Annotated in this window: 15 protein-coding genes; 8 read left to right on the top strand and 7 right to left on the bottom strand. The window is 71.6% G+C overall.

Going from position 1 to position 15,705, the window contains the following annotated elements; genetic code table 11:
* Nucleotides 1-157 precede the first annotated feature (157 nt).
* The gene (locus ACGFR9_RS05920) at nucleotides 158-3,355 is read left to right on the top strand and encodes a tetratricopeptide repeat protein (protein ID WP_393203313.1); all 3,198 of its coding nucleotides are present in this window, start codon (nucleotides 158-160) and stop codon (nucleotides 3,353-3,355) included.
* A gap of 387 nt (nucleotides 3,356-3,742) precedes the next feature.
* Here ACGFR9_RS05920 and ACGFR9_RS05915 read toward each other — a convergent pair whose 3' ends face one another.
* Nucleotides 3,743-3,979, bottom strand: coding sequence for a hypothetical protein (locus ACGFR9_RS05915; protein ID WP_393203311.1), 237 nt, complete (start codon nucleotides 3,977-3,979; stop codon nucleotides 3,743-3,745).
* Nucleotides 3,972-4,853, bottom strand: coding sequence for a mycothiol conjugate amidase Mca (gene mca, locus ACGFR9_RS05910; RefSeq protein WP_393203309.1), 882 nt, complete (start codon nucleotides 4,851-4,853; stop codon nucleotides 3,972-3,974). Before mca ends, ACGFR9_RS05915 begins: the two co-directional genes overlap by 8 nt.
* Nucleotides 4,854-4,978: 125 nt before the next feature.
* Between mca and ACGFR9_RS05905 the strand changes: the two genes are divergently transcribed.
* Nucleotides 4,979-5,377 (top strand): DUF4307 domain-containing protein, encoded by a 399-nt coding sequence (locus ACGFR9_RS05905; protein WP_393203307.1) that lies wholly within the window; start codon nucleotides 4,979-4,981, stop codon nucleotides 5,375-5,377.
* A 204-nt stretch (nucleotides 5,378-5,581) separates the two neighbouring features.
* Nucleotides 5,582-6,079, top strand: a complete 498-nt coding sequence (gene greA, locus ACGFR9_RS05900) for a transcription elongation factor GreA (RefSeq protein ID WP_393203305.1) — start codon at nucleotides 5,582-5,584, stop codon at nucleotides 6,077-6,079.
* A 55-nt stretch (nucleotides 6,080-6,134) separates the two neighbouring features.
* Here greA and ACGFR9_RS05895 read toward each other — a convergent pair whose 3' ends face one another.
* The 3 genes from ACGFR9_RS05895 to ilvA all read right to left on the bottom strand — a co-directional run bounded on the left by ACGFR9_RS05895 (nucleotide 6,135) and on the right by ilvA (nucleotide 9,404).
* Entirely contained in the window at nucleotides 6,135-6,980 is an 846-nt protein-coding gene (locus ACGFR9_RS05895; protein ID WP_030220541.1) for an ABC transporter permease, read from the bottom strand.
* On the bottom strand, nucleotides 6,977-7,969 hold the full coding sequence (locus ACGFR9_RS05890; protein WP_030220544.1) for a daunorubicin resistance protein DrrA family ABC transporter ATP-binding protein: 993 nt from the start codon (nucleotides 7,967-7,969) through the stop codon (nucleotides 6,977-6,979). The genes ACGFR9_RS05895 and ACGFR9_RS05890 overlap by 4 nt, the downstream gene beginning before the upstream one ends.
* Nucleotides 7,970-8,174: 205 nt before the next feature.
* A complete protein-coding gene (gene ilvA / locus ACGFR9_RS05885; protein ID WP_393203303.1) occupies nucleotides 8,175-9,404 on the bottom strand; it encodes a threonine ammonia-lyase in 1,230 nt (409 codons plus the stop codon).
* 174 nt (nucleotides 9,405-9,578) lie between these two features.
* Between ilvA and ACGFR9_RS05880 the strand changes: the two genes are divergently transcribed.
* From ACGFR9_RS05880 to ACGFR9_RS05870, 3 genes are all read left to right on the top strand, one after another.
* Nucleotides 9,579-10,067 (top strand): MarR family winged helix-turn-helix transcriptional regulator, encoded by a 489-nt coding sequence (locus tag ACGFR9_RS05880; RefSeq protein ID WP_393203301.1) that lies wholly within the window; start codon nucleotides 9,579-9,581, stop codon nucleotides 10,065-10,067.
* A 252-nt stretch (nucleotides 10,068-10,319) separates the two neighbouring features.
* Nucleotides 10,320-10,808, top strand: a complete 489-nt coding sequence (locus ACGFR9_RS05875) for a sigma factor-like helix-turn-helix DNA-binding protein (RefSeq protein ID WP_393203299.1) — start codon at nucleotides 10,320-10,322, stop codon at nucleotides 10,806-10,808.
* A complete protein-coding gene (locus ACGFR9_RS05870; protein ID WP_393203297.1) occupies nucleotides 10,805-11,053 on the top strand; it encodes a hypothetical protein in 249 nt (82 codons plus the stop codon). The genes ACGFR9_RS05875 and ACGFR9_RS05870 overlap by 4 nt, the downstream gene beginning before the upstream one ends.
* Before the next feature lie 24 nt (nucleotides 11,054-11,077).
* On the opposite strand, the gene ACGFR9_RS05865 is transcribed toward ACGFR9_RS05870, so the two are convergent.
* Entirely contained in the window at nucleotides 11,078-12,235 is a 1,158-nt protein-coding gene (locus ACGFR9_RS05865; protein WP_030220559.1) for a cystathionine gamma-synthase, read from the bottom strand.
* A gap of 132 nt (nucleotides 12,236-12,367) precedes the next feature.
* Here ACGFR9_RS05865 and ACGFR9_RS05860 point away from each other — a divergent pair, with 132 nt between their 5' ends.
* Nucleotides 12,368-13,486, top strand: a complete 1,119-nt coding sequence (locus ACGFR9_RS05860) for a hypothetical protein (protein ID WP_393203295.1) — start codon at nucleotides 12,368-12,370, stop codon at nucleotides 13,484-13,486.
* A gap of 42 nt (nucleotides 13,487-13,528) precedes the next feature.
* Here the strand turns inward: ACGFR9_RS05860 and ACGFR9_RS05855 are convergent, their stop codons facing one another.
* Nucleotides 13,529-14,572 (bottom strand): NAD(P)-dependent alcohol dehydrogenase, encoded by a 1,044-nt coding sequence (locus tag ACGFR9_RS05855; RefSeq protein ID WP_393203293.1) that lies wholly within the window; start codon nucleotides 14,570-14,572, stop codon nucleotides 13,529-13,531.
* Nucleotides 14,573-14,744: 172 nt separating this feature from the next.
* On the opposite strand from ACGFR9_RS05855, the gene ACGFR9_RS05850 reads away from it, so the two are divergent.
* Nucleotides 14,745-15,659, top strand: coding sequence for a helix-turn-helix domain-containing protein (locus ACGFR9_RS05850; RefSeq protein ID WP_393203291.1), 915 nt, complete (start codon nucleotides 14,745-14,747; stop codon nucleotides 15,657-15,659).
* Nucleotides 15,660-15,705: the final 46 nt, after the last annotated feature.

The following is a 15,705-nucleotide window of genomic DNA, read 5'->3' as shown; positions in this document are numbered from 1 at the left end:
CGCGCCGCCATGTCTCTGTCGAGGCATTCTCGGAGCGGGACACGCGCAGGCGGCCGCACGCACGCCGTCGCGGTCGCTGATCGTCGCCCTCTCGCGCTGACGCTCCGTCCGAAGGACACTCGGGGGCGTAGGAGTTGCCGTCGGAGGGGGACATGTCATGCGGGACAGTCATCGGTCCGACGCCGAGCGGCTGTTGGCGCGGGCGGTGGAGGAGGAGGTGCGCCGGTCGGGCGGGCGTACCGACGGCAAGGTGCTGCTCGCGCGGGCGCGCGGCTCGCTGGAGTCGATGGCGTCGAGCTCGGCCGAGGAGTACGAGGCGTACACGCGCGCGCTGGACGAGGCGCAGGCCGGGCAGCTCAGCTTCCGCCAGCGGTACGCCCGCGAGGGTGCCGGGACGCCGCTGCTCGTCGCCGGGGTGGCCTCAGTGGCCGCCGTGGTGGCCGACATGGCGCTCGGGACGGGCACCGGAACGGCGCTCGGCGCGGGCGTGACCGTCGGGGTCGTGGGCGCGGCGGCGACCGTGGTGAAGGTGGCCGGCGCCCATGTGCCCGCCGCCCATCACCGGGCCGGTGCGGTGAGCCAGCCGGGCGGTCCCGAACAGCTGCGGCTGCAGTGGCTGACGGCACTGGAGGTGCGCGGGATACGGCCGTTCCTGGACCAGCAGCGGGTGCTGGCCGCGTCCACCGGGCCGAAGAAGGCGGGGCCCCGGCTGCGCGGCACGGACAAGAGCGCGGCGGCCCGCGGGCGCAGTGTGCTGGAGCAGTCGTTCGGGCAACTGCCCGAGCCGTCGGGCCCGTTCGCGGGGCGGCGGCAGGAGATGGCGCGGATCCGGCAGTGGGTGCAGGCGGCCCGCGCGACCACGGAGACCCAGCCGACGGTGGTGGTGCTGCACGGGGCGTCCGGCAGCGGCCGTACCACGCTCGCGGTGCGCGCCACACACGATCTGAAGGACCACTTCCGGGGCGCGTGCGTCGTCGATCTGCGCGGCGACAGCCCCGGTGAGCCGCCGCTGTCCACGCGGGACGCGCTGCTGCATCTGCTGAACCGGCTCGGGGCGCCGCGCGAGCAGCTGCTGTTCCGTGAGCGGTCGTCCCCGGACCAGCAGGTCAAGCGGCTGAGCGAGCTGTACCACCAGCATCTGACCGGGATGCCGGTCACGATCGTCCTGGACGACGCCTCCGATCCGCAGCAGGTCCGCACGCTGATCCCCGAGCGGTCCGACAGTCTGGTCCTGGTGACCTCCCGCGCGCCGCTCGGGCTGCCCGACGATCTGCCGGCCCGGGTGTACCAGCTGCCGGTGGAGCCACTGGACCCGGCCGGCGCGGAGGAACTGCTCGCGGCCGCCGCGCAGGACACCTCCGGGCCGTACGACGCCGACTCCGCCGAACGGGTCCGGGAACTGTGCGGGGGCCTGCCGCTGGCGCTGCGGATCGCCGGGGCCGCCCTGGGCCCGCGCTCCCCGCTCGCCCTCGCCACCGACCTCGGCGCCTACGGTCCCGTCGAACCGGTCGAGCGGGCCCTGTGGCTGCGCTACACCGACCAGCCGGACACCGTACGGCGGCTGCTGCGGCGGCTCGCGCTGGCCGGGCGGGCCTCACTGGGCGCCGCGGCGGCGGCCGCGCTGCTCGCCACCGACGAGGCCGAGGCCACCCGGCATCTGACCGCGCTGCACCGCGCCGGGCTGATCGACCGCGTGCGGCACAGCCGCTACCGGCTGCACGACCTCGTCCGCGCCTTCGCCCTCGCCCGGCTCCTCGACGAGGAGGAACCGGCCGAGCGCACGGCAGCGCAGGAACGGCTGATCGTGAACTACGCCGAGCTCGCCGACTCGGTGCTGCGGCTCGTCGACGGCAACATGTCGACCCGCTCCGACCGCTTCAGCCCCTACGGCTTCACCTCGCTCGACGAGGCGCTGCGCTGGCTGGACGACGAGTCGAGCTTCATCACGGCGGCGCTGCGGCACGCCGAGGGCGTGGACCGGGGCGCGGTGCTGAATCTGCTCGGCGCGCTGTGCGACTACTGCCTGCTGCGCGGTGACCTGTACCGGCTCGGGGAGATCAACGAGCTGGCGCAGGCCGTGGACGAGGGGCTGCTGGTCCGTTCCGTGCAGTGGCGCACCGGTATCGCGGCCCGTCAGCTGGGCGAGCTGGACAAGGCGCGGACCACGCTGACATCGGTGGTGGACCTGTACCGGGAGGCGCAGCACGACGCGGGCGCGGCGCGGGCGCTGACCTCGCTCGGCATCACGCTGCACCACCAGGGCAACCTGACCGAGGCGTCGGCGAAGCTGCGGGAGGCACTGGATCTGCAGGCCGCGCCCGAGCTGGCCACGGACCGCGCCTGGACGATGCACGCGCTCGCGGCGGTCGTACGGGACCGGGCCGGGCTCTCCGAGGCCCTGGACCTGCTGACCGAGTCGCTGGTGCTGCACCGCGCGGGCGAGTCCGTGCACGGGCAGGCGTGGGCGCACTTCCAGCTGGGGCAGCTGAACCTGCGGATGGGCGACGTGCCGCGCGCGGAGACCGAGCTGCGTACCGCCCTGGAGCTGTACGGCCGCACCCGCGACGCCCGCGGTGAGGCGTGGGCACTGACCGAGCTGGCACGGACCCGGCTCGTGGACGGGGACGCGTCACCGGCGGTCGAGGATCTGCGCCGGGCCGCCGCCCGGCACCGGGACAACGAGGACGCGCGGGGCGAGGCGTGGACGCTGTACTACCTGGGGCAGGCGCTGGAGGAGACCGGCAACCTGGACCGGGCGGTGCGCGAGCTGGAACGGGCCCGCACGATGTTCTCCCGCATGCGGGACGTGTACGGCCTTGCCTGCGCCCGGCACCACTCGGCGCGGGTGACCCGGGACCAGCGGGCGGCCCAGACGGGGTCGCTGCGCAACTCCGGGTTCGCCCGGCAGCTCCTGGTCGACGCGCGCGCCGACTTCCAGCGGATCGGGGTCGCGCACGGGGAGGCGTGGACCTGTCTGGAGCTGGCGGTCGTGGACGCGGGCAACGCGCGTACGCCGCAGGCGCTGGCGCTGTGCGACGAGGCGGTGGCGCTGTTCGCCTCGTACGGCGACCGGCGCGGCGAGGACTGGGCGCGCTTCCTGCGCTGCACACTGCTGCCGTACGCGGCGCCGGGGGGTACGGAGGTCGGTACGGCGGTGGCACAGGAGGAGCTGGCCCAGCTGGGGCGGGCGGGCCACGCCCTGCGCGACGGGAAACTCGCCGACTACGTGGAGGCGTACCAGCTCCTCCTGGAGCGGGGGGTCACCCTGGAGTCCGGCTGGCAGGCCTGGCACCTCGGCATGGTCCCCACCCGCCACGCCCGCGAGGTGATGGGGGTACCGGTAAACACGCGCTGACCGTCCACGACGAGGGTGACACCGGCGTGCGTCGCAACGCCGTCGTGGTTGCGGGGGGAAGACGACCCCGGGGAGACACCGGGGCACGTCGCAACGCCGTCGTGGTTGCGGGGGGAAGACGACCCCGGGGCGAGACCGGGGTGCGTCGCAACCCCGTGGTGGTTGTGGGCAGTCGTTCCGCAGGGCGGAACGGGTGGGCACAACCACCCACGAGCCGACACCCGGCGACGTCGCTTGACCGGGGGAGTCGCGCACCCCGGCGCTTACGGGGTGCCGGCGCGCCCACCCGTGCCGCCCCAGCGGCACGACTGCCCGCGGAGGGCGGCGAGGTGGCACAGCCCCACACCTACCGGGTGCCGTCGCGCCCGCGGGCGGACGGTGGAGGGCTCAGCCTCGACTGTCCGCCGCCGTCGGCTCCGGCTTCCGCTCCTCGGACGCTTCCGGGAAGTCCACCCGCCCCATGTGCCGGTTCATCGACTTCATCAGCCCCCACACCGCCAGAGCCATCACCGCGAACACGATGAACCCGAGAACACCGGGCGTCACCTTGTCCTCGTCGAGTTCCTTCGCCAGAGGCACCAGGTGCGTCATTGCCAGACTTGCGCTTGCGCTCATGTCAGCCATTGTCCCGGATGCCCGCGAAGAGGTCGTCCTCGGGGAGGGAGGTATCGACGAGCGACTTCGCCAGCTCGTACTCCTCCGTCGGCCAGACCTCCCGCTGGAGATCCATCGGCACCCTGAACCACCCCCCGTCCGGATCGATCTGCGTCGCGTGCGCGATCAGCGCCTTGTCCCGGATCTCGAAGAAGTCCCCGCACGGTACATGCGTGGTGAGCGTCCGCTCCTTGCGCTCGAACTCGCTCCACCGCTTCAGCCAGTCCCCGTAGGGCGACTCCAGCCCCCGGTCCAGCATCGCCTGGTGCAGCGCCTCGGTACGCGGCCGGTTGAAGCCCTGGTTGTAGTACACCTTCAGCGGCTGGAACGCCGGCCCGTACTCCCCCTCCGGGTACTTCGCCGTGTCCGCCGCACCCTCGAACGCCACCATCGTGATCTTGTGGGTCATGATGTGGTCGGGGTGCGGGTACCCCCCGTTCTCGTCGTATGTGGTGATCACCTGGGGACGGAACGCGCGGATACTGCGGACCAGCTCACCGGCCGCCTTGTCCACGTCCTCCAGGGCGAAGCAGCCCTCCGGCAGCGGCGGCAGCGGGTCGCCCTCGGGCAGCCCCGAGTCCACGAACCCGAGCCACTCCTGCTTCACCCCCAGGATCTCCCGGGCCTCGTCCATCTCCTTCTTGCGCACCTCGTGGATGTGCTCCTCGATGTACGCGTCGCCCTGCAGCTTCGGGTTGAGGATGGAGCCGCGCTCCCCGCCCGTGCAGGTCACCACCAGCACGTCCACCCCCTCGGACACGTACTTCGCCATGGTGGCCGCGCCCTTGCTCGACTCGTCGTCGGGGTGTGCGTGGACGGCCATCAGTCGCAGCTGGTCAGTCAAGACTCAATCCTCAAGTCGGTAGGCGCCCTCGGTGCGGCGGCGCAGTCGCAGGCTTCTATAGTGACCGAATCGGGGGGCGAATAATTCCGGGGTCCGGCTCCGGGGTCCGAGCCGAGGAGACGATCATGAGTACGCCGAGCACGCGGCTGCCCGAGGGCCGGTACGGCCGCTCCTCGGACCAGCGTGCCGACCGCACCCTCAAGGTCGTCGGCGGCGTGCTGGCGGTGCTGCTGCTCGGGCTGGTCGGCTGGCTCGGCTACCACTACGTCGCGCAGAACGAGATCAGCGCCGAGGTGATCAGCTTCGACATCTCCGACGACGCGGTGAAGGTGCATCTGGAGGTGCACAAGGACGCCGGCGTCGACGGCTACTGCACCGTCCGCTCCCAGTCCGAGGACGGCGCCGAGGTGGGCCGCGCCGACTTCCGCTTCGACAGGGACGCCACGCGCGTCGACGAGGTCGTCACGCTGCGTACGACCTCCCCGGGCACGACCGCCGAGCTCGTCGGCTGCCACACGGGCTGACGTCCGGACCGGCTCACGAACCGCCGCACGGACCGGCACCGCGGGGAATACCTGGTTGCTGACCTGCGCTGACATGAGTCTGGTGGCTTATGTCCTCCCCCTTCGGGCACTGAATTGTTAGGCTCGTGGTTTCGCCCATCCCTGGAGGACCATCCTTCTGGGTAGGGCGTTGCTTTGTATTCCCAGTACCTACGAGGAGCACCTGTGACCCAGACCAGCGAGAACGTCACCTGGCTGACCCAGGAGGCGTACAACAAGCTCAAGGACGAGCTTGCGTACCTTACTGGTCCCGCGCGCACGGAGATCGCCGCGAAGATCGCCGCCGCGCGCGAGGAGGGGGACCTGCGGGAGAACGGCGGGTACCACGCGGCCAAGGAGGAGCAGGGCAAGCAGGAGCTCCGTGTGCGCCAGCTCACCCAGCTCCTCGAGAACGCCAAGGTCGGCGAGGCCCCGGCGGCCGACGGCGTGGTGGCGCCCGGAATGGTCGTGACGATCGCCTTCGACGGCGACGAGGACGACACGCTGGACTTCCTGCTGGCCTCCCGTGAGTACGCGAGCACCGACATCGAGACCTACTCGCCGCAGTCCCCGCTGGGCTCCGGCGTCATCGGCCACAAGGTCGGCGACGACGCCCAGTACGAGCTGCCGAACGGCAAGATCGCCTCGGTGAAGATCCTGGAGGCGAAGCCCTACAACGGCTGACCCGCCCGCGAGTCCCTGACGGGCCCCCGGCACCCGCGCGGTGCCGGGGGCTTCGTCATGCCGCGGCCGAGCGGTACTTGCGCACCGCGAGGGTGCGGAAGAACACGATGATCAGGACCGAGTAGATCAGCGACGCCCACACCGGGTGCTGCATGGGCCAGGCGTCCGAGGTGGAGACCCCCGGGTTGCCGAAGAGCTCACGGCAGGCCTGGACGGTGGCGCTGAACGGGTTCCAGTCGGCGATGTGGCGCAGCCAGGGCGTCATGTTGCTGGAGTCCACGAACGCGTTCGACACGAAGGTGACCGGGAAGAGCCAGACCAGTCCACCGGAGGTGGCCGCCTCCGGGGTACGGACCGACAGGCCGATGAGCGCCCCGATCCAGGTGAAGGCGTACCCGGTGAGCAGGAGCAGGCCGAACGCGCCGAGCACCTCCCCGATGCTGGTGTGCGTGCGCCAGCCGACCAGCAGGGCGACGACGGCGAGTACGAGCAGGGTGAGCGCCGTCTGCACCATGTCGGCGAGGGTGCGGCCGGTGAGCACCGCGCCGCGTGCCATGGGCAGGGAGCGGAAGCGGTCGATGAGCCCCTTGTGCATGTCCTCGGCGATGCCCGCCCCGGCGCCGGCGGTGGCGAAGGTGACGGTCTGGGCGAAGATGCCGGCCATCAGGAACTCGCGGTAGACCTGCGGGCTCGTACTGCCGCCGATGTCCATGGACCCGCCGAACACGTACGAGAAGAGCACCACGAACATGATCGGCTGGATCAGTCCGAAGATAATCACTTCGGGAATCCGGCCCATGCGGATCAGATTGCGCTTGGCGACGACCAGGGAGTCCCGGATCGACCGGCCGATGGGATTGCCGGGGGCCGTGACCCGTACGGCATCGGTGACGGCGCTCATTTCGCGGCCTCCTTGGTGTTCTCGTCGTCCTTGGCCTCCGCGACATGGCCGGTGAGGGAGAGGAAGACGTCGTCGAGGGTGGGGCGGCGCAGACCGATGTCGTCGATCTCGATGCCGCTGGTGTCGAGGTCGCGGATGATCTCGGCGAGGAGTTTCGCTCCGCCGGAGACCGGTGTGGTGATCTTGCGCATGTGGTCCTCGACCGTGGTGTCGCCGCGGCCGGCACCGCGCAGGCTGTACTTGTCGAGGAGCGCGGAGGCGGACGGGATGTGCTCGCGTTCGTGCACCACCACCTCGACGCGCTCGCCGCCGGTGCGGGCCTTGAGCTGGTCGGAGGTGCCCTGGGCGATGACCTTGCCGTGGTCGACGACCGCGATGTCGTGCGCCAGGTGGTCGGCCTCCTCCAGGTACTGGGTGGTGAGGAGGAGGGTCGTACCGCCGGAGACGAGCTGTTTGATCACTTCCCACAGTTGCTGGCGGTTGCGCGGGTCGAGGCCGGTGGTCGGCTCGTCCATGAACATCACGGGCGGCGAGACGACCAGGGCGGCGGCGAGGTCGAGCCGGCGGCGCATGCCCCCGGAGTAGGTCTTGGCGGTGCGGTCGGCGGCGTCCGCGAGGTTGAACTGCTCCAGCAGTTCGTCCGCGCGGGTCTTCGCCGCCTTCGCCCTCATCTGGTAGAGCTGTCCGACCATCTGCAGGTTCTCGCGGCCGGTCAGATACTCGTCGACGGCGGCGAACTGGCCGGACAGGCCGATGGAGCGGCGTACGGCGTCGGGCTGTTTCAGCACGTCGAGGCCGGCGACGACCGCCTTGCCGCTGTCGGGTCGCAACAGGGTGGTCAGACAGCGGACGGTGGTGGTCTTGCCCGCGCCGTTCGGCCCGAGCAGGCCCAGGACGGTGCCTTCGGGGACCTCCAGGTCGACGCCGTCCAGTGCCCTTACGTTCCCGAAGGTCTTGACCAGACCTTCGGCATAGATGGCGCCTGGCATATGAGTCTCCACGTCGTCGTGATTCTTCGGAAAGCCTAGGTTTGTACGCTTTGATGTGCTGAGCTTTTTCGCCCGGTCCGGCGGGGGACGCACGGAGCCGACCGGTGACCAGAGACACACCATAACGCGATGTATCGCGTCTCACAATGCATTTCCCCGAAGGAGTGACGCCCTGTCGGACACCGGTCCCGGAGGTTCCCGGGGATCAGTCCATGACCGTGTAACCCGCCTCGCGCAGCGCCCTGTTGACCTCGGCGCAGTGCTCCGGACCCTTGGTCTCCAGCCGCAGCTCGACCTCCGCCTCCGTGAGCCCGAGCCGTGGATCCGTCCGTACATGGCCCACATCGAGGATGTTCGCATCCGCCACTGACAACGCCCCCAGAAGCGAGGCCAGGGCGCCCGGCCGGTCCGTCAGACGCAGCCGTACGGTCAGGTAGCGGCCCTGCGCGGCCATGCCGTGCCGCAGCACCCGCTCCATCAGCACCGGATCCACGTTGCCGCCGGACAGCACCGCCACGACCGGCCCCTCGAAGGCGTCGGGCCGGCTCAGCAGCGCCGCGACCGGGCTCGCCCCGGCCGGCTCGACGACCAGCTTGGCCCGCTCCAGACAGAGCAGCAGCGCGGCCGACAGCTCGCCCTCGCTGACCGTGCGCACCTCGTCCACCAGCTCGTCGACGATCCCGAACGGCACATCACCGGGCCGCCCCACCTTGATTCCGTCGGCCATCGTCACCGGGTCGCTCACCGACACCGGACGCCCGGCCGCCAGCGAGGGCGGATACGCGGCCGCGCCCTCCGCCTGCACCCCCACGATCCGCACATCGGGCCGCAGCGCCTTCACCGCGACCGCGATCCCGGCGGCCAGCCCGCCCCCGCCGACCCCGACGACGATCGTGCGTACCTCCGGGCACTGCTCCAGGATCTCCAGACCCACCGTGCCCTGCCCCGCGATGATGTCCGGGTGGTCGAAGGGATGGATGAACACGGCACCCGTCTCGTGCGCGTACTCCATCGCCGCGGCCAGCGTCTCGTCGACCACCTGACCCTGTAGGCGCACCTCGGCGCCGTACTCCCGGGTCGCGCTGATCTTCGGCAGCGGGGCGCCCCTCGGCATGAACACGGTGGAGCCGACGCCGAGCAGCGACGACGCCAGCGCCACCCCCTGCGCGTGATTGCCGGCGCTCGCCGCGACGACACCGGCGGCCCGCTCCTCGGGCAGCAGCCCGGCGATCCGGACATACGCGCCACGCAGCTTGAACGACCCCGTCCGCTGCAGGTTCTCGCACTTCAGATGGACCGGAGTGGCCGCGAGGCGGGACAGGTACCGGCTCCCCTCCATCACGGTCGTGCGCGCCACACCGGACAGCATCTTCTGGGCGCCGCGCACATCGTCGAGGGTGACGGCCCGCAGGGAGCCGGCCGTGCTGTAGCTCATGACTCCAGCATCGCAGTTCACCGGCGACGGCGACCGGTGTGACCAACCCGCGGACGCGGCTTTGCGCAGCGCCGGTACGGCCCGCCGTCCGGCCGCGTACCCTGTCCCCCAATTAGCAGCCCTCCACGAAGTGAGCCCCCGGCCATGCCCACATCACCTGATATGTCGATGGACATGAGGACGGACCTGACGGCCGTCGGCGACACCGGCCTTCTCGACACGCTGCAGCACGAGGTGGCGCTGTTCGCCCGCCGTGCGGAACAGACGCGGCTCGGCGGGGTCGGCCAGGTGCGCAACTCGATGGACCGCGCCGCGTATCTGCTGCTCAACCGCCTGGACAAGGAAGGTCCGATGGGCGTCAAGGCGCTCGCCGCGAGCATGGGCATCGACTCCTCGACGGTCACCCGGCAGGTCGCCCCGCTCGTGGACACCGGCCTGGTCAAGCGGACCTCGCACCCCGAGGACGGCCGCGCGGTGGTCCTCCAACTGTCTCCGCGCGGCCAGTCCCGCCTGGAGGAAGTACGTTCCTCCCGCCGCCAGTTGATGGCCGAACTGACGGAGGACTGGGCCCCGGAGGAACGCGAGGCGTTCTGCGGCCTGCTGTCGCGCTTCAACGGAGCACTGTCGGCACGGATGTCCACCACTGACCGGACGGACTCCTGACCCTGGGGGCTCCGCCCCCGGATCCCGTGTCGGCCCTCCGGGCCTCGTCCTCGAACGCCGGACGGGCCAAGAAGTGGCCTCTCCGGCGTATGAGGAGCGGGGGTTCGGGGGCGGAGCCCCCGTGGGACGGGAACGGTAAGGGGCGGCGGGGGCGAGGAAAACCCGTACCCCCAACCGCGCACACCCCTTGACCCCGCCCCGCCTCCTGCCCTGATATGAGAGCCAAGGGCTCTCAGGGGTGGGGAGGCACGGTTGCGATCACGGCACGACACCTCCCACGACTTCGAGGCCTACGTCGCCGGTGCCGGCGCCCGCCTCCTGCACACCGCCACCCTCCTCACCGCGGAACCCCCCACCGCCAACCCCCGCGCCCGCCGCCTCCTCACCCTCGCCCTCGCGCACACGTACGCGGACTGGGACCGGCTGAACGGCGGAGACCCCTACGACCACACCCGCCACCACCTGGCGACCCGCTTCGCGAACACCGCCTGGCACCACCCCGGCGCCCGCCTGCGCAGCCGTGCCCGCCAGGAGGCCCCCCTCGCCCGCCTCACCCCGCAGGAACGCCTGATCCTGGTGCTGCGCCTGTACGAGGGGATCGCCGAGGAACAGACGGCCGCCCTCCTGGGCATGCCGGCGGAACGCGTGCGGACCGTCTTCAACCGCGCGATGGCGGTCGTCCTGCGCCCGCCGCCGAGACCGGCCCCGGCGGCGGGCGGCGTCAAGGCGGTGACGTCGTGACCCGGCTGAAGCGCGAGGCGACGGTGCGGCGGATGCTGGAGCAGTCGCCGCCGTCCCTGCCGCCCGAGATCCACGCGGACGCGGCACGGCGCGGTGCCCGCATCCTGCGCCGCAGAACGCTCGCGCGGCGCGCGATGTGGCTGCTGCTGCTGGCGGTGGGCGTGGCGTTCGTGGTGTGGGCGCTGACGGCGCGGCCCTGGGTGGAGCCGCCGTCGGAGACGACTCCACCGCTCACGGGCTGGTGAGACCGGGACCCGGACCGACAGGACCTACCGGCCGAGCGCCTGCTGGAGGTCTTCGAGCAGGTCGTCGACGTTCTCGATGCCCACGGACAGCCGCACCAGGTCGGCGGGGACCTCGAGCGCGGAACCGGCCACGGACGCGTGCGTCATCCGGCCCGGGTGCTCGATCAGCGACTCGACACCGCCCAGGGACTCGCCGAGGGTGAACACCTTCGCCCGGTCGCAGACCGCGACGGCCGCCTCCTCGCCGCCCTCCACGCGGAAGGAGACCATGCCGCCGAAGGCCCGCATCTGCTTGGCGGCGACCTCGTGACCGGGGTGGTCCGGCAGCCCCGGGTACAGGACGCTCGTCACGCGCGGGTGGCGGCCGAGCATGTCGGCGATCTTCGTGGCGTTCTCGCTGTGCCGGTCCATGCGGACCGAGAGCGTCTTGGTGCCGCGCAGCACCAGCCAGGAGTCGAAGGGGCCGGCGACCGCGCCCATCGCGTTCTGGTGGAAGGCGAGCTCCTCGCCCAGCCCCGCGTCCCCGGTGATCAGGGCGCCGCCCACGACGTCGGAGTGGCCGCCCATGTACTTGGTCAGGGAGTGCACCACGACGTCCGCGCCGAGCGCGAGCGGCTGCTGGAGGTACGGCGTGGCGAAGGTGTTGTCGACGACGAGCCGGGCGCCCGCGTCCCGCGCCACCTGCGCGACGGCGGCGATGTCGGTGATGCCGAGCAGCGGGTTGGAGGGCGTCTCCACCCAGACGGCCTTGGTCTTCGGCGTGATCGCGGCCCGTACGGCGGAGGGGTCGCTGGTGTCGGCGACCGACCACTCCACGCCCCAGCGGGCGACGACCTTGGCGAAGAGGCGGAACGTGCCGCCGTACGCGTCGTTCGGGATCACCACGTGGTCGCCGGGGCTGAGCAGCGTACGCAGCAGGCAGTCCTCGGCCGCCAGTCCGGACGCGAACGCGAGGCCGCGGCGGCCGCCCTCCAGGGCGGCGAGGTTCTCCTCCAGCGCGGTCCTGGTCGGATTGGCGCTGCGGCTGTACTCGTAGCCTCCGCGCAGTCCGCCGACGCCGTCCTGCTTGTAGGTGGACACCTGGTAGATCGGCGGGACGACCGCGCCGGTCAGTGGGTCGGCCGTGTTGCCCGCATGGATCGCGAGCGTCTCGAAGTGCTGACTGATGTGCCTGTCGCTCATGGGACCCGAGGGTAGTCCGCGCCCGGTGCGGGCGCCGGACGCGGATCCGGCGCCGCGGCGGGGGCGGGGAGTTTTCCACAGGGTCCGGCATCGGGTTGGCCAATTGTCCGCGCCGTCTGGTTCGCTTGAGACATGGAGATTCTCTGGGTCCTGATCGCGCTTGTCATGCTCGGCTTCGTGGTGCTGCCGTTCGTGCGACGCGGGCGCGGGACGATCACGCAGGTCCCCGCCGGTCACCCGGACGCGGCGGACCCGGCGAACTACGGCTTCGCCCGCGAGGAGGAGCTGGACATCCGTATGCCGGGCCCGGACCAGGACCTGCTGGACGTCCTGGACCTGGTGCAGCGCACCCAGGACTACCGCGCGGCCCAGCAGCTGCTGGCCGGCACCGACGCGGAGAGCGAGCGGCGCTGGCAGCGCGTCCAGGCGTTCGCGGGCGCGGCCTCCCTGGAGCTGCAGCAGCGGCCCGGCGGGGTGGGCGAGGCGCCGGGCGGGCAGTGGCTGCGGGTGTGGCGGACGGAGCTGCCGAAGGACGCCGGGGGCGCCGCGGTGCACGCCGAGTTCCTGGTGCAGCAGGCGTGGCGTACGGCGGCACCCGGCTCGGACGATTTCCGGATCATCATGGAGGAGGCGAAGGCGGCGTGCGGCGAGGCGGCGCTGCTGGCTCCCGGTGACCCGGTGCCGTACATCGTGGAGCTGTCGGTGGCGCGTGGACTCGGCTACTCCCAGCAGGAGTTCGAGCAGCTGTGGCTGAGGATCCTGGACCGTGCCCCGGCCCATATGGGGGCGCATCTGGCGGCGCTGCACTACTGGTGCGAGAAGTGGCACGGCTCGCGGCAGCAGGCGTACGCGTTCGCGGAGGCCGCGGCGGCGCGGGCGCCCCAGGGCTCCCTCCTCGCGGCGATGCCGCTCTTCGCGGTGTTCGAGCATCTGCCCGAGGTGAACCTGGTCTCCGGCTTCTACCGGAGCGAGACCGTCACCAAGGCGGTCCACGGCGCGCTGCACGCGGTGCACTCGGCCCGCCCGGACGACCCGATGGCGGCGCACGTGCGTCACCTGCTGGTCTTCTTCCTGGTGCGCGGCGAACGCTGGGCGGAGGCCATGGACCAGCTCATACACATCGACGGCCACGTGGGCGCCCTCCCCTGGACCCTCTCCCCCGATCCGGCCGCGGAGTTCGCCGTCTTCCGCGCCCTGGCGGTGGCCGGCTACGAGGCCAACGGCGGCAACCCGGCCACCCTCCCGCACTGACCGGTGCGCCCCCTCGTCGGTGGCGAGGGGGCGCCGGGTGGGTCAGATCGTCGCCGTGTCGATCACGAAGCGGTAGCGGACGTCGCTGTTCTGGACGCGGTCGTAGGCCTCGTTGATCTCGGACGCGGCGATCAGTTCGATCTCCGCGCCGATGCCGTGGGCGGCGCAGAAGTCGAGCATCTCCTGGGTCTCGGCGATGCCGCCGATCATGGAGCCGGCGAGGATCTTCCCGCCGCCGAGCAGCGAGAAGAGGTTGAGGGAGACCGGTGCCTCGGGGGCGCCGACGTTGGCCAGCGCGCCCTCCGTCCTCAGCAGGGACAGATAGGCGTCGAAGTCCAGCGGGGCCGAGACCGTCGACACGATCAGGTCGAAGGTCCCCCGGAGCTCCTCGAAGGTCTTCGGGTCGCTGGTCGCGTAGTAGTGGTCGGCGCCCAGCTTCAGGCCGTCGTCCCTCTTGCGCAGGGACTGCGACAGCACCGTCACCTCGGCGCCCAGCGCGTGCGCGATCTTGACGCCCATGTGGCCGAGGCCGCCCATGCCGACGATCGCGACCTTCTTGCCGGGACCGGTGCCCCAGCGCTTGAGCGGGGAGTACAGGGTGATGCCGGCGCACAGCAGCGGGGCGGCCGTGTCGAGGGGGATCCCGTCGGGGATGCGGACGACATAGCCCTCGTCGACGACGATCTTCTCCGCGTAGCCGCCGTAGGTCGGCTCGCCGTTCCTGTCCAGGGCGTTGTACGTGCCGACCATGCCGCTGCCGGTGCAGTACTGCTCCCGGCCGGCCTCGCAGTTCTCGCACTCGCGGCAGGAGTCGACCATGCAGCCGACGCCCACGCGGTCACCCACCCGGTAGCGGGTGACGCCGGGGCCGACCTCACAGACCACACCGGCGATCTCGTGGCCGGGGACCATGGGGAAGATCGCCTCGCCCCAGCCCTCCTGGGCCTGGTGGATGTCGGAGTGGCAGATGCCGGCGAATTCGATGTCGATCAGTACGTCGTGCTCGCCCACCGCGCGCCGCTCGATGGTCGTCCGCTCCAGCGGAGCCTTGGCGGCGGGTACGGCGTACGCGGCAACGGTGGTCATTCCGGGGTTCTCCTTGTGGGGTCGTGCGCCCGGCCGCCTTCTCTCCGGACGGGCACGGCTCCAGCCTGCGACGATGTCCGCCGTTCACCCAGACCACCGCTTTGCCTACGTTGGCTGTGCGTACCACTGACGGGGGCAGGATGGCGGGCGTACGACCGGGAATACTGGAGGCATGGACGAGCAGCACACCCCTCCCACCGGCCCCGCGGGCGGCGGCCTCGACCCTCGGGCGGAGCTCAGCGAGTTCCTGCGCACCCGGCGGGCCCGGCTGAAGCCGGAGGACGTGGGCCTGCCGGACTTCGGCCGCCACCGCCGGGTGCCGGGCCTGCGCCGTGAGGAGCTGGCGCAGCTCGCCGGGGTGTCCGTGGCGTACTACACGCGCCTGGAGCAGGGCAACGGACAGAACGTTTCGGCGGAGGTGCTGGACTCGATCGCGCGCGCCCTGCGCCTCAACGACGCCGAGCGGATCCATCTCACGCATCTGGCGAAGCCGAAGCGGCAGCGCAAGCCGGTGGCCCGTACGCAGCAGGCCCGCCCCGCCCTGCGGCATCTGCTGGAGTCCATGGACGGCGTCCCGGCGTACGTCGTGGGCCGGCGCACGGAGATCCTCGCCTGGAACCGGATGGCGGCGGCGCTCTTCGGCGACTGGGGGGCACTCCCGGCGCAGGAGCGGAACTGGGCGCGGCTGGTCTTCCTCAACCCGGACTACCGGGATCTGTTCGTGGAGTGGGAGCAGAAGGCGTCGGACATGGTCGGCTATCTGCGGATGGACGCGGGCGTCCACCCGGAGGACCCGCAGCTGTCCGCGCTGGTCGGCGAGCTCTCCGTGAAGTGCGAGGAGTTCCGCAGGCTGTGGGCGGCGCACGACGTCAAGGAGAAGTGCCGCGGTACCAAGCGCGTACGGCATCCGCTGGTCGGCGAACTGACGCTGCTGTGGGAGTCGTTCCGCCCGGCCGGTGACGACTCCGAGCAGTCGCTGGTCACCTACTTCGCCGAGCCGGGCACCCCGTCGGCGGAAGCACTGCGGCTGGTGGGCAGCTGGGGTGCGGACGCCCTGCGGTCCGGAGCGGACGCGACGGCCCCCTGAGCGGCAACGCCCCCGAGCCACGACGGCGACGGCCCGCCGGAAGGGA

It is taken from the genome of Streptomyces sp. NPDC048584 (assembly GCF_043199595.1).
Taxonomy (GTDB): Bacteria; Actinomycetota; Actinomycetes; order Streptomycetales; family Streptomycetaceae; genus Streptomyces; species Streptomyces edwardsiae.
Note: the sequence above shows the minus strand (reverse complement) of the source record. Positions and strands in the feature narration are given on the sequence as shown.

Coding starts and splice junctions, on each gene's coding strand:
- ACGFR9_RS05865 (WP_030220559.1), bottom strand. CDS start 12,235: ATGAGCGACAGGCACATCAGTCAGCACTTCGAGACGCTCGCGATCCAT.
- ACGFR9_RS05880 (WP_393203301.1), top strand. CDS start 9,579: ATGAGGACGGACCTGACGGCCGTCGGCGACACCGGCCTTCTCGACACG.
- ACGFR9_RS05905 (WP_393203307.1), top strand. CDS start 4,979: ATGAGTACGCCGAGCACGCGGCTGCCCGAGGGCCGGTACGGCCGCTCC.
- ACGFR9_RS05915 (WP_393203311.1), bottom strand. CDS start 3,979: ATGGCTGACATGAGCGCAAGCGCAAGTCTGGCAATGACGCACCTGGTG.
- ACGFR9_RS05895 (WP_030220541.1), bottom strand. CDS start 6,980: ATGAGCGCCGTCACCGATGCCGTACGGGTCACGGCCCCCGGCAATCCC.
- ACGFR9_RS05855 (WP_393203293.1), bottom strand. CDS start 14,572: ATGACCACCGTTGCCGCGTACGCCGTACCCGCCGCCAAGGCTCCGCTG.
- ACGFR9_RS05860 (WP_393203295.1), top strand. CDS start 12,368: ATGGAGATTCTCTGGGTCCTGATCGCGCTTGTCATGCTCGGCTTCGTG.
- ACGFR9_RS05890 (WP_030220544.1), bottom strand. CDS start 7,969: ATGCCAGGCGCCATCTATGCCGAAGGTCTGGTCAAGACCTTCGGGAAC.
- ACGFR9_RS05920 (WP_393203313.1), top strand. CDS start 158: ATGCGGGACAGTCATCGGTCCGACGCCGAGCGGCTGTTGGCGCGGGCG.
- ilvA (WP_393203303.1), bottom strand. CDS start 9,404: ATGAGCTACAGCACGGCCGGCTCCCTGCGGGCCGTCACCCTCGACGAT.
- ACGFR9_RS05850 (WP_393203291.1), top strand. CDS start 14,745: ATGGACGAGCAGCACACCCCTCCCACCGGCCCCGCGGGCGGCGGCCTC.